The 18,961-nt window shown below is 73.5% G+C and carries 14 protein-coding genes; 6 read left to right on the top strand and 8 right to left on the bottom strand.

Annotation, left to right across the window (positions count from 1 at the left end; translation table 11 throughout):
- Nucleotides 1-5: 5 nt before the first annotated feature.
- Nucleotides 6-1,760 (top strand): condensation domain-containing protein, encoded by a 1,755-nt coding sequence (locus IOD16_RS14455; RefSeq protein ID WP_201440469.1) that lies wholly within the window; start codon nucleotides 6-8, stop codon nucleotides 1,758-1,760.
- Between the two features lie 71 nt (nucleotides 1,761-1,831).
- On the opposite strand, the gene IOD16_RS14450 is transcribed toward IOD16_RS14455, so the two are convergent.
- A complete protein-coding gene (locus IOD16_RS14450) occupies nucleotides 1,832-3,022 on the bottom strand; it encodes a serine hydrolase domain-containing protein (RefSeq protein ID WP_201440468.1) in 1,191 nt (396 codons plus the stop codon).
- 319 nt (nucleotides 3,023-3,341) lie between these two features.
- Between IOD16_RS14450 and IOD16_RS14445 the strand changes: the two genes are divergently transcribed.
- The 5 genes from IOD16_RS14445 (at nucleotide 3,342) to IOD16_RS14425 (ending at nucleotide 11,284) form a co-directional block, all read left to right on the top strand.
- Nucleotides 3,342-5,387 carry an ABC transporter ATP-binding protein gene (locus IOD16_RS14445; RefSeq protein ID WP_201440467.1) on the top strand — a complete coding sequence of 682 codons (2,046 nt, stop codon included), beginning with the start codon at nucleotides 3,342-3,344 and terminating at the stop codon, nucleotides 5,385-5,387.
- Nucleotides 5,384-7,171, top strand: coding sequence for an ABC transporter ATP-binding protein (locus IOD16_RS14440; RefSeq protein ID WP_201440466.1), 1,788 nt, complete (start codon nucleotides 5,384-5,386; stop codon nucleotides 7,169-7,171). Before IOD16_RS14445 ends, IOD16_RS14440 begins: the two co-directional genes overlap by 4 nt.
- Nucleotides 7,172-7,746: 575 nt before the next feature.
- Nucleotides 7,747-9,411 (top strand): S8 family serine peptidase, encoded by a 1,665-nt coding sequence (locus tag IOD16_RS14435; protein WP_201441365.1) that lies wholly within the window; start codon nucleotides 7,747-7,749, stop codon nucleotides 9,409-9,411.
- 158 nt (nucleotides 9,412-9,569) lie between these two features.
- Nucleotides 9,570-10,685, top strand: a complete 1,116-nt coding sequence (locus IOD16_RS14430) for a vWA domain-containing protein (RefSeq protein ID WP_201440465.1) — start codon at nucleotides 9,570-9,572, stop codon at nucleotides 10,683-10,685.
- Nucleotides 10,682-11,284, top strand: a complete 603-nt coding sequence (locus IOD16_RS14425) for a class F sortase (RefSeq protein WP_236594979.1) — start codon at nucleotides 10,682-10,684, stop codon at nucleotides 11,282-11,284. The genes IOD16_RS14430 and IOD16_RS14425 overlap by 4 nt, the downstream gene beginning before the upstream one ends.
- An 83-nt stretch (nucleotides 11,285-11,367) precedes the next feature.
- On the opposite strand, the gene IOD16_RS14420 is transcribed toward IOD16_RS14425, so the two are convergent.
- Genes IOD16_RS14420 through IOD16_RS14390 form a run of 7 tightly spaced genes read right to left on the bottom strand, consistent with a single transcriptional unit; the run spans nucleotide 11,368 to nucleotide 18,961 of the window.
- Complete coding sequence (locus IOD16_RS14420) at nucleotides 11,368-12,831, bottom strand: dihydroorotase (RefSeq protein ID WP_201440464.1); 1,464 nt, start codon at nucleotides 12,829-12,831, stop codon at nucleotides 11,368-11,370.
- Between the two features lie 30 nt (nucleotides 12,832-12,861).
- Nucleotides 12,862-14,274 carry an MmgE/PrpD family protein gene (locus tag IOD16_RS14415; protein WP_123741219.1) on the bottom strand — a complete coding sequence of 471 codons (1,413 nt, stop codon included), beginning with the start codon at nucleotides 14,272-14,274 and terminating at the stop codon, nucleotides 12,862-12,864.
- Nucleotides 14,271-15,122, bottom strand: coding sequence for a cyclase family protein (locus IOD16_RS14410; protein WP_236594978.1), 852 nt, complete (start codon nucleotides 15,120-15,122; stop codon nucleotides 14,271-14,273). Before IOD16_RS14410 ends, IOD16_RS14415 begins: the two co-directional genes overlap by 4 nt.
- On the bottom strand, nucleotides 15,119-16,345 hold the full coding sequence (locus IOD16_RS14405; protein ID WP_201440463.1) for a CaiB/BaiF CoA transferase family protein: 1,227 nt from the start codon (nucleotides 16,343-16,345) through the stop codon (nucleotides 15,119-15,121). The genes IOD16_RS14410 and IOD16_RS14405 overlap by 4 nt, the downstream gene beginning before the upstream one ends.
- Nucleotides 16,342-17,166 (bottom strand): alpha/beta fold hydrolase, encoded by an 825-nt coding sequence (locus IOD16_RS14400; RefSeq protein WP_201440462.1) that lies wholly within the window; start codon nucleotides 17,164-17,166, stop codon nucleotides 16,342-16,344. Before IOD16_RS14400 ends, IOD16_RS14405 begins: the two co-directional genes overlap by 4 nt.
- The gene (locus tag IOD16_RS14395) at nucleotides 17,166-18,143 is read right to left on the bottom strand and encodes an oligopeptide/dipeptide ABC transporter ATP-binding protein (RefSeq protein ID WP_201440461.1); all 978 of its coding nucleotides are present in this window, start codon (nucleotides 18,141-18,143) and stop codon (nucleotides 17,166-17,168) included. Before IOD16_RS14395 ends, IOD16_RS14400 begins: the two co-directional genes overlap by 1 nt.
- Nucleotides 18,140-18,961 (bottom strand): ABC transporter ATP-binding protein, encoded by an 822-nt coding sequence (locus IOD16_RS14390; RefSeq protein WP_123741215.1) that lies wholly within the window; start codon nucleotides 18,959-18,961, stop codon nucleotides 18,140-18,142. The genes IOD16_RS14395 and IOD16_RS14390 overlap by 4 nt, the downstream gene beginning before the upstream one ends.

The following is an 18,961-nucleotide window of genomic DNA, read 5'->3' as shown; positions in this document are numbered from 1 at the left end:
CCGGGATGAGCACCACGACCGGCACCACGCGGCGCAGGCGGCGCGTGCGGCTCACGCCCGTCGACGCCATCCAGATCAGCTCCACCGGCGCGCGCGCGGCCGAGGGACCCGTCGCCCTCGGCCAGCTCAACACCCTCCAGTGGTTGCAGGACAGCGACGACCACCTCGGCGCGGTCCTGCGCGTGGAGCTGCCCGTGCCCGACGGGAAGTCCGTGGACGACGTGGCCGAGGCGGCCGCCGTGCTGGTGGCGAGGCACGAATCCCTGCGGACCACCTACGTCCGGGGCCGGGACCCACGTCAGGTGGTCGCGGCGACCGGCACCTTCACCCTCAACGTGTGCGCCCTCGGCGAGGGTCCGTGGGGGCCTCCCGACCGCTCGGCAGTGGCCGGGAGGCTGCTCGTGTGGTTGCGGGAGCGGCGCGACACGGCGGCCACCGCGCTGCGGTTGGCGGTGGCCACCGACGAGTTCGGCGCGGTCATCGCCTGCGTCGCGGGGTTCTCGCACCTGGGCGTCGACCTCGGCTCCCTCGACGTGCTCAAGCGCGAGTTCGCCGAGATGCTCGCGCACCCGGAGCGCCGACAGGTGGGCGAACCGCGCCACCAGCCGCTGGACCAGGCCGAGCTGGAGGCGACGCCCGCCGAGCGGCGTCGGACCCGGGCGGCGAACGACTACATCCAGGAGCTGGCGCGGCGGCAACCCCGCTGCCTGCTCGCGCTGCCGGGCGCCACCCGCTCCGGCGAGTCGCTGGCCGTGGAGCTGTCGTCCCCGGCCGCCGCGATGGCGGTGCGACAGGTGGCGGCACGCACCCGGTCCAGCCGGTCCTCCGTCGTGCTCGCCGCGACGTGCGCGGTGCTGGCGCGGCGGACCGGCTACCGCGAGCTGGTGTTCCCGTCGCTGTCGAGCAACCGCTTCGAACGCCACCTCGTCGACTTCGTCGGTTCCCTGGCGCAGGGCACCCTCGTCGCCGTCGACGTCGGCGACCGGAGCTTCGACGCGCTGGTCAAGCACACGTGGGCCGCGGCGCTGGAGGCGAGCAGGCACGGCAGGTACGACGGCGTCGAGCGCGGCGCGTGGGACGAGCGGATCCAGCACGACCGCGGCACGCACTTCCTCTACGACCCGTTGTTCAACAGCCTCGTGCCCGAGACGTGGTCCGGGGTCACCGCGGGCGTCAAGCACCGGCCGGGAGAGATCACCGCCGCCCTGCGGCGGACGGAGCTGCGGTGGCGTCCGGTGCCCCACGACGGGACGCCGGTGCGGTTCAACCTGGAGGAGGTCGACGGCCGGGTCCGGCTCGACCTGTGGAGCGCGGACACCGGGCTGGTGCCCCGGGCCGAGATGGAGTCGTTGTTGCTGGCCGTCGAGCGCCTGCTGGTCGCTGCGGCGGCGGGTGACCTCGACGCCCCGCGCATCCGCGAGGTGACCGGCCTGGCCCCCGTCGCCCGCACGCCCGACTGGGTGCTGGTCGACTCGTGCTGGGTCGACCTCGGCGAGGTGCAGCGGCTGCTGGACGAAGCCCTGGCGCCTGCCGCGGCCCACGTCTTCGGCTCGGTCGACGGCCGCGACCTGGTCGCCTACCTGACTGCGACCGACGCCGTGCGGACACCTGAACAGGCCCACGCCCGCTGCCTGGCCGCGCTGCCCGGCCGCCTCAACGCCCTCGCTCCGCGCCACTACGTGGTGTGCCCCACCGCCCCGACCGACGCGACGGACCCCGCCGCGTGGCCCGCGCCCCTCGTCACCGGCACCGGGCGTTGACCTCCGACGCGCCGGGGGCGGGGCGGATCTGCCGCGGGTGACCCACCGGACCGGGAGGCCACCCGACCCGGTCAGCCGTCGAACGACTGGTAGACGGCGGTCCAGAAGTCGCGCCAGATCGGCAACCTCTGGTCGCCCGAGTGCCCCCGCTGCATGAAGAAGATCGCCGTCAGGTCCTCGACGGGGTCGTTGTACCAAGCGGTGCCGTAGAAGCCGGACCACCCGTAGCTGCCGACCGACAGGCCGAGCCGGCTGGGGCGGGACAGGACCGACATCCCGAAACCCCAGCCCATCTCGTTGAAGTACCCCGGCCAGAACCCGGAGACCTCCCGCTGCGCCGGGGTCAGCTGGTCGCTGGTCATCAGGGTGACCGACGGTCGGGGGAACACCTGCCGACCGCGGTGGGCGCCGCCGGCCAGCAGAGCCGCGGCGAAGGCGAAGTAGTCCTGGGCGGTCGAGACGAGCCCGCCCCCACCCGACTCGAACACCGGCGGCCGGCTCCACTTGCCGTCGGGGCCGTCGTCCACGACCGGCTCGTCGCCGGCGGTGCTGTCGCGCTGGTACGCCGTCGCGAACCGGGCGATGTCCTCGCCGCTCACGCTGAAGGCGGTGTCCTGCATCCCGAGCGGATCGCAGATCCGTTCCCGGAAGGCGTCTCCGAAGGACATCCCGGTGGCCCTGGCGATGAGCACCCCGGTCACGTTGGACGCGGTGTCGTACATCCAGCGCTCGCCGGGCTGGCACACGAGCGGGAGCTCACCCAGCCCGCGCACCCACACGTCCGGCGACGAGTAGTCGAGCCCGTTCACCGCGTCGACGATCGGGACCTTCCCCGGCTTGGTCGGGAGCACGCCCATGCCGCAGGTGTTGGTCAGCAGGTGCCGCACCGTGATCGGGCGCTGCGCCGGGACGACGTCGTCCAGCGGCCCGTTGGGGTCGACGAGCACGGTCATGTCGGCCAGCTCCGGGAGGAGGTCGTCGACCGGGTCGTCGAGGCGCAGGGTGCCGTCGTCGACGAGCGTCATCGCGCACGCGGCGACCATCGGCTTCGTCATCGAGGCCGTGCGGCAGATCGTGTCGGCCGAGAACGGCGTTCCCGAGCCCGCGCCCTCGAACGCGAGGGTGCCCGATGCTTCGACGCGCACCTCGCCGCGGCGGCCGAGCACGGCCACCGCACCGGGCGCGAAGCCGGACTCGACGTGGCGCTCCAGCACTTCCCGCACCCGGGCCAGCCCTGTGGACGAGAACCCACCGGTGGTCATTCGCCCTCCACCTCATCCCTCGTCGGCCCGTCGCGCGACGACCCTAGCTTTCCGCCACGCCACCGGGGAGGGGACTTCGTCCCGGCACTACGGCTTGTCGGCGCGTCGTACCGCGCGCTCTCCACTCGGCGTGCGCCGTCCACAGGGCCGCTGGACCGACCGGAGCAGCGGTCGACGAGTTGCGCAAGAAAACCGTGCGGATACACGAAATCAGCTTCTTGTCGGTGCTCGCGCCCCCGTGCTTGGATGCCCTGGGCGCCTGGCCGGCCGGTTGAGGACCGTCGACGAACCGCACCACCGAAGGACTCGCGGGAGCGCCATGACGACCGGAACACCTCCCGCGGCGGGGTCCGCGACGGCCGGGTTGCGTGCCACGTGGACGAACTGGGTGGACGAGGCGGTGCGGCCGCGGTTGCGGATCGCGCGGCTGCTGCCGTCCGGCGGTGAGGCCCTGGTCGTGTCCCTGGTCGTGCTCAACGTCCTGCTCGGCCTGCTGCCGGTGGCCTTCGTGCTCGCGACGAGCGTGCTGGTCGGCGAGGTGCCCGCCGCGGTCGGCGGCGGGGTCGGCAGCGCGGCCTGGGACCGGCTGACCTCGATCTTCCTGCTCGCCGCCGCCGCGTTCCTGCTCACCCAGATCCTCACCCCGGTGGGCAACGCCCTGGGCCAGCAGCTGCGGCGACGGGTGGACAGCGCGCTGCGGGACGACGCGATGGCGTTGATGCTGCGCCCGGTCGGCATCGGGCCGTTGGAGGACCAGCGCACGCTGGACGAGCTGAACGAGGCGGTGCGCGCCTTCGAGCGCGACTGGGGCACACCGGGGCAGGCGTGCTTCGGCCTGGTGGCGCTGGTCGCCCGCTACACCCGCCTGGTGGCCCTGGTGACGGCCATCGGGTTGGCGATCGGGTGGCCGGCGGCGCTCGGGGTCGGCGCGGCGGTGCTGGCGTTCCGCTACGGCCAGCGCGGCGGTCTGCGCAAGTACTCGCGGGTGGGGCGCGACCTCATCGGCAGGATGCGCGAGATCGGCTACCTGCACGAGCTCACGATGACCGACGTCGCGGCGAAGGAGATCCGCGTGTTCGGCCTCACCGGCTGGCTCGCGGACCGCTACGCGGCCGTGTGGGAAGCCGTGCGCAACACCTTCGAACGGGCGCGCCGCCGCGTCTACCTGACCCCGTACCTGCTGCTGACGGCGCTGGGCCTGCTGCTGGCGGGCGGCGCGATGGTGTACGCCGCCCAGCTCGCCGCGACCGGGCGGGTGGGCCTGACCGCGCTGGCGCTCGGCGTGCAGGCGGTCGTGCTGGCGATCTCGCTCGGCGGCTACTACCCCGAGGCGGACACCAGCACCCAGTACGCGATGCAGTCGTTGACGGCCCTGCAACGGTTGCGCGACCGGCTCGACGAGCTGGACGAGGACCAGCCCCCGGCGGGTCGGGCCGCGGTGCCCCCGGGCACGCCGGCCGCGTCGCTCACGTTCGACCGGGTCGGCTTCCACTACCCCGGTTCGGACCGCACCGTGCTCGACGGCATAGAGCTGGACCTGCCGGCCGGGCGGTGCACGGCCGTGGTCGGGGTCAACGGCGCGGGCAAGACCACGCTGGTGAAGCTGCTCGCGCGGCTGTACGAGCCCACGTCGGGCGCCGTGCGCGCGGACGGCGTGGACATCGCGGAGTTCGACCCGGTGCTCTGGCGACGCCAGGTCGGCGTGATCTTCCAGGACTTCGTGCGCTACGAGCTGACCGCGGCGGAGAACATCGCGCTGGGCGCGGCGCACGTGCCGGTCGACCGCGCGGTGGTGCTGCGCGCCGCCGAACGCGCCGGGATCGCCGAAGCGCTGTCCGCCCTGCCCGGCGGTCTGGACACGCCGCTCTCGCGGGCCTACCCCGGCGGGACGGACCTGTCCGGCGGGCAGTGGCAGCGGATCGCCATCGCCCGGGCGCTCTACGCGCTGGAGGCGGGCGCCAGGGTGCTGGTGCTGGACGAGCCCACCGCGGCGCTGGACGTCCGCGCCGAGGTGGCGTTCTTCGACCGGTTCGTGGAGCTGACCCGCGGGGTGACCTCGCTGCTGATCTCGCACCGGTTCTCCAGCGTCCGGCGGGCCGACCACATCGTGGTGGTGGACGGTGGGCAGGTGGTGGAACGGGGCTCGCACGACGAGCTGATGGTCGCGGGCGGCCACTACGCGCGCCTGTTCACCTTGCAGGCCAAGCGATTCGCCCACGGGCTGGACGGCGACGACGTGGAAGACGGTGACGTCGTGGACGGTGACGCGCCGATCGGCGACACGGCCGCCGGGCGTCCGGCGGTCGACGGCGCGGCGGCGGACGGGGCCGCGGCGGACAAGGCGGTAGGGGGAGTCAGCCGGTGATCGAGGTCGTCCGCGGCGGCTGGGAGCTGCTCGTCATCGCCTGGCAGGAGAGCCGGTACCGCTTGGTGCTCGCCGTCGTGCTCATGATCGCCCAGGCGTCGGCGATGCCGCTGGCCGCGCCCGCCCTGGGCGCGCTCACCGACTCGGCGGTGGCCGGGGACGTGCGGGGCGCGACCGCGGCGGCGGTGCTGGTCGTGGTCGCGGTGATCGCCGCGCTGACCGCCGGGCACTTCGCCCACATCTTCTACTTCGAGCTCGGCGACCGCGCGGTGCCGCGCCTGGAGCGCGAGCTGATCGAGATGACCAACGGCTCGGCCGGGCTGGAGCACCACGAGCGGCCCGAGTACGCCGACAAGCTCCAAGTGCTGCGCCAGGAACTGCACCGGGCCGGCTGGGGTTCGATGGAGGGCCTGCTGAACAGCCTGGGCCTGCTGGTGGCGATCTCGATCACCGCGGTCCTGCTGGCCCGGCTCAACCCGCTGCTGTTGCTGCTGCCCCTGGCCGCCGTGCCGGCGCTGCTGCTCGGGCGCCGGGCCGAGTCGATCGTCAACGACGCGCGCGAGCGTTCGGCGCCGCCGTCCCGGCACGCCAAGCACCTGTTCGGGCTCGTGGCGAACGCGGCGTCGGCCAAGGAGCTGCGCGTCGGCGGGCTGGCGTCGGAGCTGCGCTCGCGCCAGCGCCGGGCCTGGGACGACGCGTCGACCGAGCTGTGGCGCGGTGAGCGACGGGCGGTGGTGCTGCGCACCGGCGGTGAGCTGTTCTTCGCCGCGGCCTACGTGCTGGGCACGCTGCTGGTGCTGCGCGACGCGGTGGCCGGCCGCCGGGGCGTGGGTGACGTGCTGCTCGTGCTGACCTTGGCGTCCCAGGTGAACCAGCAGGTGACCTCGTCCGTGGCGACGTTGCAGGAGATGCAGCGCACCGGGCGGGTCATGGGCAACCTGCGCTGGGTCCGCGCGCTGGTGGCGCGCCAGGCGCCGCCACCGCCCGACCGGGACGTGCCCCGACGCATCCGGGACGGCATCGAGCTGCGCGGCGTGTCCTTCGCCTACCCGGGCACCGACCGGCCGGTCATCGCCGACGTCGACCTCACCCTGCCCGCGGGCGGCACGGTCGCGTTCGTCGGGGAGAACGGCGCCGGGAAGACCACCCTGATCAAGCTGCTGTGCCGGTTCTACCCGGTCACCACCGGCACGGTGTCGCTGGACGGCACGGACTTCACCCGCTTCCCCGTGACGGGGTGGCGCGCCCGCATCGCCGGCGGGTTCCAGGACTTCGCCCGCTTCGAGCTGCTCGCCCGCGAGAACGTCGGCGTCGGCGAGCTGGCCGAGATCGAATCGGCCGACGCGGTGCACGACGCCCTGCGCCGCGCCCGCGCCGAGGACGTCCTGGACCGCCTTGAGGACGGTGTCGAGACCCGGCTCGGCAAGACCTACGCCGACGGCGTGGAGCTGTCCGGCGGGCAGTGGCAGAAACTCGCGCTGGGCCGGGCCATGATGCGCCGCGAGCCGCTGCTGCTCGTCCTCGACGAACCGACCGCGGCGCTCGACGCGCAGGCCGAGCACCGGTTGTTCGAGCGGTACGCGGCCGGCGCGCGCGACGTCGGCCGGCGGACCGGCGCCATCACCCTGCTCGTCTCGCACCGGTTCTCCACCGTCCGCATGGCCGACCTCATCGTGGTGGTGGCCGACGGACGCGTGAAGGAACAGGGTTCGCACGACGAACTGATGGCCGCGAACGGCCTGTACGCCGAGCTGTACTCCATGCAGGCGGCGTCCTACGCGTGATGGGTGATCGACGGCCGACGTCGAACTTCGCGCGGGCCAGTCGAGCCGATCGGTGACGCACGCCGCGTGCAGGTCGTCGACCACCCCTTCCAGCAGCGGCCGGTCACGTTTCGAGGACGTCGCGCCAGAACCGGCCGGATCGACGCTGAACCACAGGTCCCAGTGCGTCCACCGCGGCGAGGAAGCCGACCAGGGCGAGGTCGTCACCGACCAGCCGGGTCGCGGCCGCCGGTCCCGGTCGACGAGGTCCGCGTAGTCGTCGAGGACGGGCATGGTCGTCTCGACGATCGCGCAGTCACGCCTGGTCCGGAGCGTGGCGTCCGTCGCCGCCACCGGCATCGACCGGATCTCCCGTGCGGCCGGCGGGACGAGGGCTCCCCTCCGCGGGGCGCGTGCCCGCTCGACGTGCTCACCGCGCCGGACGGGTTCCGACGAATGACTCCTGTCTACCGGGGGTTCACTGTGACAGGGTGTCGCGACGCAACCCGTCCGGTAGGAGGAGACACCCCTTGAGACCTAGACGATTAACCCGGCGCGCACTCTCCGTGGCCGGGGCACTGGTCGTGGTCGTGGCCATGACCCAGCCCGCCACAGCCCAGCCGCAGGACACCGACTACACCGTGCTGGTGGAGGCCGGCGCGTCGACCCAGGCCGCACGTGCCGCCGTCCGCGCCGCCGGCGGACGGGTCACCGCCGAGAACGACGCGGTCGGCACGCTGACCGTGAAGGCGCCGGCCACCGGGTTCGTCCAGCGCGTCACCGCCGCCGACGCGGTGTTCGGCGCGGCACCGGTGCGGCCGATCGGGCAGGCGCCCGGGACCGGCGGCAGGCAGACCCGCGAGTGGCACGACGTCGAGAACGAGCACGTCGGCGCCGCGGCCAACCCCAAGGCCCCGACCGCGCCCAGGACGACCGCGGCCGGCCTGGACCCCCTCGACGACGCCCTGTGGGGCCTGCGCCTGGTGCGCTCCGACATCGCCCGCGTCCGGCAGGCCGGTGACCGGCGGGTCTACGTCGGCGTGCTGGACACCGGCGTGGACGGCACGCACCCCGACATCGCGCCCAACTTCAACCGCGCGCTGTCCCGCAACTTCACCATCGACATCCCGAACGACACCAACGGCGACGAGCTGGACGGGCCGTGCGAGTTCCGCGGCTGCGTCGACCCCGCCGACCACGACGACGGCGGCCACGGCACGCACGTCGCGGGCACCATCGGCGCGGCGGCCAACGGCTTCGGCGTGTCCGGTGTCGCGCCGAACGTGTCGCTGGTCAACATCCGCGGCGGCCAGGACTCCGGTTTCTTCTTCCTCCAGCCGGTGGTGGACGCGCTGACCTACGGCGCCGACATCGGCCTCGACGTGATCAACATGTCGTTCTTCGTCGACCCCTGGTACATGAACTGCACGGCCAACCCGGCCGACAGCCCCGAGGCGCAGATCGCCCAGCGGACCACGATCGCCGCCGTCCAACGCGCGCTGAACTACGCCCACGGCAAGGGCGTGACGCTGATCGGCGCGGGCGGCAACAACCACGAGGACCAGGGCAACCCGCGCACCGACGCGGCCAGCCCGAACTACCCGCCGGGCGCCGCCTACCCGCGCCCGATCGACAACACCACGTGCCTCAACCTCCCCACCGAGGGCGACCACGTCATCTCGATCTCCGCGCTCGGCCCGTCGACCGGCAAGGCCGACTACTCCAACTACGGCGTCGAGCAGACCGCCCTGTCCGCGCCCGGCGGCTACTTCCGCGACGGGTTCGGCACGGACTGGTACCGGACGAACGAGAACCAGATCCGGTCCGCCTACCCGCGCAACGTGGCGCTGGCCGCGGGTGACATCGACGCCGACGGCACCATCACCGCCAAGGGCGAAGCGGCCGGGGTGGCCAAGTACTGCGACGCCACCACCTGCGGCTTCTACCGCTACTCGCAGGGCACGTCGATGGCCGCGCCCCACGCCTCGGGCGTGGCCGCGCTGGTGGTCAGCCAGTTCGGCAAGCGGGACCGGGCGCACCCCGGCACGCTGACCATGTCCCCGGACCAGGTCGAGGCGGTGCTGTACGGCACGGCCATCCCGCGGGCGTGCCCCGAGCCGCGGACCGTGTCCTACGAGAACGTGGGCAGGTCGGCCGAGTTCACCGCGACCTGCGTGGGCGACACCGCGTTCAACGGCTTCTACGGGCACGGCATCGTGGACGCCTACGGCGCCGTGACCCGAGGCGGCGACTTCCTCTGACGTCGCTCGCGAACCGCGGGCCCCGGACGACCGGGCCCGCGGTTCGCGGCCGGGCGGCCCAGTGCCGACCGCCGGTGATCGAACCCGTTCGGACGATATCCGCGTACTCCGAGCGCTCGTTGGAGGAGGGCAACTCCCACGACGTGAGGACATGACGGATGAGAAGGCTCGGAGCCGGGTTGGTCGCCGCCGCGCTGGTGCTGGCCGGCGGTGTGCCGGCGGGTGCCGTGGACGGCACCCTGCCCGGCGGGATCGGGATCGCGGTGGACATCGAGACGCCGTTACCCGACACGGTGATCCCCAAGGGCACGACCACGGTGGTCGGCACGGCGTCGATCGGCACGAAGGCGGCGACGCCGACGACGTCGCTGGTGTACGTGCTCGACAGCTCCGGCAGCCTCACCCAGAGGGGGTGGGACGCCGAGAAGCAGGCCGTCGGCGAGTTCCACCGGCAGGTGGCGCAGCAGCCGTACCTGGGGGTGGGCGCCACCGGCCTGGTCGCGTTCTCCACCGCGGCGCAGGCCGCCTGGACCGGTCCCGCGGCGGGGCCGCGGTTCCACGACGTGCTGGCGGCCCTGCCCTGGCAGGACGGCAGCACCAACTTCACCGCAGGGCTCAGGGTGGGCACCGAGGTCGCGAACGCGACGACCGAACCGCGGTCGATCATGATCTTCCTGTCCGACGGGCGCGACAACCACGCCCTGGAGAACTTCGAGGGCGCGCTGGCCGCGGTGCCCGAGCGGGTCGACATCCACACCGTGGCCTTCGGCCCGGACGCCACCTGCAGCAGCGGCCCGCGCAGCCTCAAGCGCATGGCGGACGCCACCGGCGGCGCCTGCGTCCAGGCGCCCGACATCCGCGACCTGCCGACCGCGTTGGGGACGCTGTTCCCCTCCGAGCTGCAACGCCTGACGCTGACCGTGGACGGCGGCCCGGAGCTGCCGATCACCGACATCACCCCGGCCCTGCCGCAGCCCGGTCCCCGCCAGGTCCGCTACACCGTCGAGACCCCGCCGCTGGACGTGGGCAACCACCCCTTGTGCGTCACCGCCCACGGCACCGACTACGCCGGGGCGGGGAAGGTCACCGACTGCACCAACGTGATCATTCTCGAACCCTCGCCCAGCGCCACCCCGACCACCGGCCCGCCCACGAGCACCACCCCGACCAGCCCCGGCGGCCCGCCGCCGACGGCGGCGCTGCCCGGCAACCGCCAGGTCAGCGTCATCCCGCGCGGCGGCGTGGACACCGGTGACGGGACGGTGGCGCCGTGACCGCCCGCAACCGCGCGATCATCGCCGCGGCCGCGGCCGCGCTGCTGATCGCGGGCCTGCTCGCCACGGCCCTGCTCCGGTCACCGGGCGACGGCGGCCCCACCGGGCAGGCTGCCGGGCAACCCGCCACCTCGGCACCGCCGCAGGTGTCCGCCGCCGCACCGGTCGAGGTGCGCATCCAAGCCCTCGGCACCCGCTCCAGCCTCATCCCGCTCGGCCTCAACGCCGACGGCACCGCCGAGGTCCCGCCGCTGGAGCAGCCCCTCCAGGCCGGCTGGTACAAGCACGGCCCCGCACCCGGCGACCCCGGCCCCGCCGTCCTGCTCGGCCACGTCGACGGCCACGGCCGACCCGGCATCTTCCACGACCTCGCGACGCTGAGCCCCGGCGACCGCGTCGAGGTCACCCGCCACGACCGGACCACGGTCAGCTTCACCATCAGCCGGGTCGACCGCGTCGCCAAGGACCACTTCCCCACCGACGCCGTCTACGGCGAGACCACCACACCGCAACTGCGCCTGATCACCTGCGGCGGGGCGTTCGACCCCGCCACCGGCGACTACCGGGACAACGTCATCGCCTACGCCGACCTCGCCTGAGAACGGTGGCCGGGGCGGCCGGGAAACCCGTGCCGCCCCGGTTCCGACGAGCTGTTGTCACCTGATGCGGGGGTGTCTCGCCGTCAGGTGGTCGGGCGGGACAGGTAGCGGCCCGCGGGGTCGCCCACCACCTTGCCGTCCTCCAGGACCCGGTGGCCGCGCAGGAAGGTGTCCGTCACCCTCGCGGTCAGTTCGAAGCCCTCGAAGGGCGTGTACTCCTGGGTCGACTCCGAGTCCTCCGCCCGCACCACCCAGTGGTGGTCGGGGTCGACCAGGGCGATGTCGGCGTCGTAGCCGATGTCGAGGTCGCCCTTGGCGCGCAGGCCGTAGCGCCTGGCCGGGTTGGCCGACGCCAGCTCCGCCACGCGGTGCAGCGGCAGACCGCGCCGCGACCCCTCGGTGACCAGGCCCGCCAGCAGGTACTCCGTGCCCCCGAAGCCGGACTTGGCGACGAACACGTCGTCGCGCGGGTCGCCGAACTTCGTCTCGTCCCGGCAGCAGGCGTGGTCGCTGACCACCCAGTCGATCGTGCCGTCGGCCACGTACTCCCACAACGCGTCCACGTCGTCGCGGTCGCGCAGCGGCGGGTTCACCTTGCCGCCCAGGCCGTGAGCCGTGCGGAAGTCCGTCAGCAGGTGCCCGATGGTCACCTCGCGCCGGAAGTCGATGTGCGGGAACGCCCGCGCCATCCGCAACGCGGCGTCGACCGCCTTGCGCGAGGTCAGGTGCAGCAGGTTGATGTTGGTCAGCCCGGTCTCGTGCGCGAGGTAGGAGGCGATCGAGATGGCCAGGCCCTCGGAGTGCGGGGGTCGCGACGCCGAGTAGGCCTCCAACCCGGTGAGCACGCCCTCCTTCTCCACCAGCTCGGTGTAGGCGGTCATGATCTCCGCGGTCTCGCAGTGCAGCGACAGCGAGATCTCGGCCGCGCGCTCCGGGAACCGCTCGCGGGCGGCCTGGATGCCGCGCATCACGAACTCGAAGTGCGCGTAGTCGTAGCGCTCCCCTTCCGGGATCATCAGGAACGAGCTCTGGTCGTCCGACTTCCCGTGCAGGCCGTGCGAGCCGTAGAACATGAACACCTTGAACGACGACACGCCGAACGTCTCGACCAGCTCGGGGATCTCGTCGATGTGCCCGCGCATCATCGGCGCCAGGTGGAACCCGTAGTCGACGTGCGCGCGGCCCCGCGTGGTCTCCAGCACCTCGGGGAAGAAGGTGGCGTAGTCGCCGCCCTTGTTGAGGTAGTACTGGCCGGTCCTCATGTAGGTCAGGGCCGTCGTCACCCCGCCCTGCGCGCAGGCGCGGCTCTCCGACGCGGCGTCCGCGCCCAGCTCGTTGTAGATGCCCCAGTGCTGGTGGGCGTCGACCACGCCGGGGAAGGCGAGCCGGCCGCCGCCGTCCACGACCTCGTCGGCGTCCGCGGTGTCCAGGTCGGGCGAGATCGCGGCGACCTTCCCGTCCCGCACGCCGATCGAGGTGCGCCGGACCCCTTCCACGCCCGGCCGGACGAGGTCGACGTCGTGCAGGATGAGGTCGTAGTTCGCCATTGCGTGCTCCTTCTCGGTGTCGACCATTGATCAAGCGCCCGGTCGGACGCGGGTGAGGGCGAGCAGCTCGTGCGGCGGGAAGCCGTCGGGCAGCCGCGCCACGCCTTCCTCCACCGCGCGCACCGCGTCCTCGTCGAGCAGCTCCCGCGCGTTGTCCCGGAACTTCGCGCGCAGCTCCTCGACGGTCAGCGGGTTGTCCGGGCCACCCCGGTTGGCCGGCACCTTCGCCGTCCACTCGCGACCGTCGCGGGTGCGCGCCCGCACCACGGCCGGGAACTGGTGCGGGAAGATCGCCGTGCACTCCTCGTCGGCGACCACGTCCGCGCACGCCATCAGCCGCCTGCGGCGGGGTTCGTCCAGCCGGTCGGGCGCGTAGTCGGCGAGCGAGGCGCCGAGGCCGGAGCCGCCGAGCAGGCCGATGGACACCGCGTACGGCCCGCTGAACTGCGCCTCGTAAGGGGTGCTCGGCGCGCGCTTGCGGCCGATCGGCTCGCCGACGGTGCGCACCACCGGCTCGGGCACGCCGATCACCAGCGACTCGACCTCGTCCGGGTCCACGCCCTGCTCCCGCAGCGCGCGCCCGGCGTCCACGATGGTGTGGGTGAAGTGGTTGGCGGGGTAGGGCTTGAAGAAGATCCTCGGCACCTCCCACTTCTCGCCCAGCCCGTCGGTGAGCGCGTCGGCGTCGAACCGGCCGTGCAGGAACGCCTCGAAGAACCCGAACCTGCCCTCCAGCACCGTCGGCGGACCGGTGAACCCGTGGCGCACCAGCTGCGCCGCGCTGACCCCGGCGTGGGCGGCCCAGCCGCAGTGCAGCCGCTTGACCGTGCCGCCGGTGCGGTTGGCCTCGATCACGCCGGAGGACATCGACGCGGACACGCCGATCGCGTGCGCGACCCCCGCGGCGTCCAGCCCGTACAGGACCGCGGCTGCCACCGCGCTGCCGATCGCGCCGCAGATCGAGGTGGCGTGCTGCCCGTGCTCGAAGTACACCGAGTTGTTGGTGGCGTGGTCGTAGCCGGCCATGCCGAGCCGGACGCACACCTCCAGCCCGACCGCGACGGCGGCGAGCAGCGCCGGGCCGTCCGCGCGCACCGCTTCCGCGGCGGCCAGCGCGGCCGGCACCACCGAGGCGCTCGGGTGCAGCACCGAGGGCAGGTGGGTGTCGTCGTAGTCCAGCGAGTGTGCCAGGACGCCGTTGGCCAGCGCCGCCAGCGCGGCCGGCACCCGCTGCTCCTCTCCGACGACGTGGGCCTGACCCGTCCCGCCCTGTTCGAGGACGTAGGCGATGGCCGCCGCGCTCGTGTCGAGCTGTCGCGCGCCGACGCACAGGCCGAGGACGTCGAGCACCCGGTCCCGGACGCTCGCGGTCACCTCCGAGGGCAGCGGCCCCGGCCGGACGGCGAACTCGGCCAGGACGGCGCTGAGGGTCTGATCGGTCACGACGCCGCCTTCGGGGTCACGGCCAGTGGGCGGACCGGGGAGCCCGTGGCGCCCACGAGCTTGAGCGGGGACAGGACGAACAGGAACTCGTGGACCGCGGCGGCGGCGATCCGCTCCAGGTCGAGGGTCTCGATGATGTAGGTGCCGTGCTCCACCAGCAGCACGCGGTGCGCGGGCAGCAGGCTGTGCCCCCGGCCCGGCGGCAGGCACTCGAAGGCGATGGTGTCCGCGCCCGCGGCGTGCACGCGGCGTTCGGCCAGCCAGCGCGCACCGGCCTCGCCGATGCCCGGCACGCCCGAGTCGTGCCCGATGTACTCGGCCGGGCCGCCCTGGCCGAAGCGCGCGCCCCAGCCGCTGCGCAGCAGCACCACATCGCCCTCGCGCACGTCCACGCCCTGGCGCCGGGCGGTCAGGTCGAGGTCGTCCGGGGTGATCTCGTAGCCGGGTTCGCACGTCGGCAGCCCCAGCGCCCCGGGCACGTCGAGCAGCACGCCCCGCCGGAACATGGGCTCGATGGTCTCCGCGCCGTGCGCGCTCATCGAGCCGCCCCGCTGGGCCTCGGCCGCGTCGACGCCCCCGAAGAGCCGCCCGTCGTGCGAGACGTGGGAGAACGCGTCGACGTGCGTGCCGACGTGGGTGCCGAGCGAGATGTGGTCGGCCGCGGCCGAGCCGCCGTCCGCGCGCACCGCGTCACCGTGCCTGCGGGGCAGGGTGTGCCAGTACGGCGGGTGGTTCGGCGACTGCGGCATGCCCCGGTACAGGGGTCGGCCGAGGTCGAAGACCTCGACCCCGCCGCCGAGGGCGCCGGTCAGCCAGCCGGCGACGGCGGGTGCGCCGAGGGCGGTCACGCGATCACGCCCCGCTCGGTCATCCGGTCGATCTCGTCGGGGGCGTAGCCCAGGTCGGTCAGCACGGCACGGGTGTCCGCGCCCTTCGCCCGGCCGGTGTGCCGGATGGCGCCCGGTGTCCGGGACATCCCCCACATCACGTTGTGCATGAGGACGTCCCCCAGTTCGTCGTCCTTGACGGTGGTCAGCATCCGCGTCTTCCTCACGTGCTCGTCGGCGACGACGTCCGCGGCGTCGTAGATCGGCGCGACCGCCGCGCCGGCCTCGTCGAACCGGGCCAGGACCTCGTCCCGGGTGTGCTCGGCGATCCAGGACCCGACGTGCTCGTCGAGCAGGTCGACGTGCCGGACGCGGCCGGCTCCGGTGGCGAACCAGGGCTCGTCGATCACCTCCGGGTGGCCGACGAGCCGCAGGACCCGTTCCGCGATGCTCTGCGCGCTGGTGGAGACCGCGACCCACTTGCCGTCGGAGGTCAGGTAGGTGTTGCGCGGCGCGTTGTTCACCGAGCGGTTGCCGTTCCGGGCGCCGACGACGCCGAGCTGGTCGTAGACGGTCGGACCGGGTCCGACGGCGGTCATCAGCGGGGTCAGCAGGTTCATGTCGATCACCTGGCCGACGCCGCCGCCGCCCGCGTCCCGCTCGTACAGCGCCATCGCGGTGGCCGCCGCCGCGGCGATGCCGCAGATGGAGTCGGCCAGGCCGAACGCGGGCAGCGTCGGCGGCGCGTCGGCCGGCCCGGTCAGGTGCGCGAAGCCGCTCATGGCCTCGGCGAGCGTGCCGAACCCGGCCCGGTGCGCGTACGGGCCGGTCTGCCCGAACCCGGTGACCCGGACGACGACGAGCCGGGGGTTGCGCTCCCACAGCACGTCCGGGCCGAGGCCCCAGCGTTCCAGGGTGCCCGGGCGGAAGTTCTCCACCAGCACGTCGGAGCGCTCGACGAGGCGGAGCAGGACCTCCGCGCCCTCCCGGGTGGACAGCGATGCCGCGACGGCCTTCTTGTTGCGCGAGATCTCCTTCCACCACAGGGGTTCGCCGTCCTTGGCCGGCCCGTGGCCGCGCATCCCGTCGCCCCGCACCGGGTGCTCGACCTTGATCACGTCGGCCCCGTGGTCGCCCAGCAGCCGGCAGCACAGCGGGCCGGCCAGGATGGTCGAGGCGTCGATCACCCGCAGGCCGGTGAGCGGCCCGGACGGCGGTGTCGGGGGTGGCAGGTCGCGGGTCATCCGGTGGTCACCCTCTTCTGGTCGATCGTGTCGGCGAGCACCGCGCGGAACCTGTCCGGCTCCTGCTCGGCGAGGAAGTCGGTGGCCCCGGGCAGGACCACCGCGCACCGGTGGCCGATCGCCGCGACCGACCGCTCGTGCATGGCGGCGATCCGGTCGGCGGAACCCGAGAGCAGCAGGTCGACCGGTCCGGCCCGGCGGGCGGAGTCGTGCAGGTCGTGCCGCCAGACGGCCCGGTAGGACCGGGCGAAGTCCGCGCCCGCGTCGAGGTAGTCGCGCACCAGCGCGGTCAGCAGCCCGACGTCGGCCCACGGGTACTCGCCCCGCACCCGGTCCCAGATCCACCGCAGGTGGTCCCCGTCCTCGTCCGGGGCCCACGGCGGGGCGAACGTCGCCAGCCGGTCGGCCTTCTCCCGCTCGGTGTAGACCGGGACGCCGTGCAGCACCACCCCGGCCGCGCGGCCGGGTCGGCGCGCCGCCGCGTGCAGGGCGAACACCGCGCCGGTGGCACGTCCGAACAGCCAGGGCCGGCGCACCCCCAGGTGGTCGGCGACGAACCAGGCCACGTCCGCGTACCGGTCGACGTCCCAGGCGCCGCGCCCCGCCTCGGAGGAGCCGTAGCCGGGCGTGTCCACGGCGACCGGCACGCAGGACCGCGCCAGCCCGTCGAGCGCGGGCCGGTAGCGCCGGGACGACAGCGGGCTCTGGTGGAACATCAGCAGCAGCGGCAGGCCGCGCTCCAGTTGCCCGGCGAGCGGCTCGTCTCCCCCGCACCGGTAGTGCAGCAGGCCCCACGGCGCGCGCAGGTAGCCGGCGCCCATCACACGCCCTCGGCGGGGATCAGCTCGTCGCTGCGCTCGGCGCGCAGGCACGCCACCTCGTGCAGCGGCGCCACCGCCCTCGGCAGCACGACGCCCTTCGAGCAGTCCGCGATCTCGATCGGGCACCGGCCGCTGAGCACGCAGGTCGTCGGCGCCTGCGACGGGTTGGGGATCTCGCCGCGCAGCGGCACGTGCTCGCGGATCTCGCCGACCACCGTGCTCAGCGTCGCCGACATCAACGCCTTGGTGTAGGGGTGCTTCGGGTTGCCCAGCACGTCGGCCGTACGGCCCTGCTCCACCACCTGGCCGAGGTACATCACCGCGACGCGGTCGCTGATCAGGCCGACCGTGGCCAGGTCGTGGGAGATGAACACGTAGGAGATGCCCTTCTCCCGCTGGAGGTCGCGCAGCAGGTCCAGCACGCGGGCCCGGACGGAGACGTCCAACGAGGACGTCGGCTCGTCGAGCACCACCAGCCTGGGCTCGGTGATGATCGCGCGGGCGATGCCGATGCGCTGCTGCTGGCCGCCGCTGAGGTTGCGGGGCAGGCGCTCGGCGTGCTCCGCGGTCAGGCCGACCCGCTCCAGCATCGCCACCACCTTGTCCCGCCGCTGCTTCCGGTTCAGCCCGCCGGCGTGCACGATCAGCGGCTCGGCGACGATGTCACCCACCTTGATCCGCGGGTTGAGCGACTCGTAGGGCTCCTGGAACACCACCTGCAGCTTCGAGCGCAGCGCCCGCATCTCGGGCTTGCGCAGCGAGCTCAGCACCCGGCCGTCGAAGCTCACCCGCCCCTCGGACGGCGTGATCAGGCCCAGGGCGATGCGGCCCAGCGTCGACTTGCCCGAACCGCTCTCGCCGATCACGGCGACGGTCTCGCCCGGCTCGACGGTGAGCGAGACGCCGTTGACGGCGTGCACCTCCTTGCCGCCACGGCGGAACACGTGCCGGATGTCGGTCAGTTCCATGAGGCTCATGCGCCCGTCACCTCCTCGCGCGCCGCCCGCGCCGACTCCCAGGGGGCCGGCGGCACCGCCGCCAGCAGCTGCCGCGTGTAGTCGTGGGCGGGTTCGCCGAACACCCTGGCGACCGGCCCGCTCTCCACGACCTGCCCCGACTTCATCACCACGACCTCCTGGCAGTACTGAGCCACGACCCCGAGGTCGTGCGTGACCAGCAGCAGCGACCGGTTCCCGGCCGAGACCTGCGCCTGGATGAGGTCCAGGATCTGGCGCTGCACCGTGACGTCCAGCGCCGTGGTCGGCTCGTCCGCGATCACCAGCGGCGGGTCGTGCACCATGGCCAGCGCGATGACCACGCGCTGCGCCATGCCGCCGGACAGCTCGTGGGCGTAGCCGCGCAGCACCCGCTCGGAACCGCGGACCTGGACCGACTCCAGCCGCGCCAGGGCCAGGTCCCGGATGTCCGAGCGGCTCATCTTCCGGTGCGCCCGGACGACGTTGGCGAACTGCTTCTCGATCGACAGCACCGGGTTGAGCGAGCCGAACGGGTTCTGCGCGACGAACCCGATGCGCCCGCCCCGGACCTGCCGCAGCTGCTTGCGCGTCGCCGTGATCAGGTCGAGGCCCTCGAACTCGGCCCGGCCCGCGACGACCCGGCCGTAGGAGGGCAGCAGGCCCAGGACCGAGCGGATCGTCACCGACTTCCCCGAGCCGGTCTCGCCGACCACACCGACCGCGGTGCCGCCGGGCACTTCGAGCGAGATGTCCCGCACGGCGCGGACCGTGCGGCCCCGGCCGCGGAACTCCGTCGTGAGTCCGGAAACCTTGAGCAC

Source organism: Saccharothrix sp. 6-C, assembly GCF_016695385.1.
GTDB lineage: Bacteria > Actinomycetota > Actinomycetes > Mycobacteriales > Pseudonocardiaceae > Actinosynnema > Actinosynnema texasense.
This window is presented reverse-complemented; position numbering and strand designations above follow the sequence as displayed.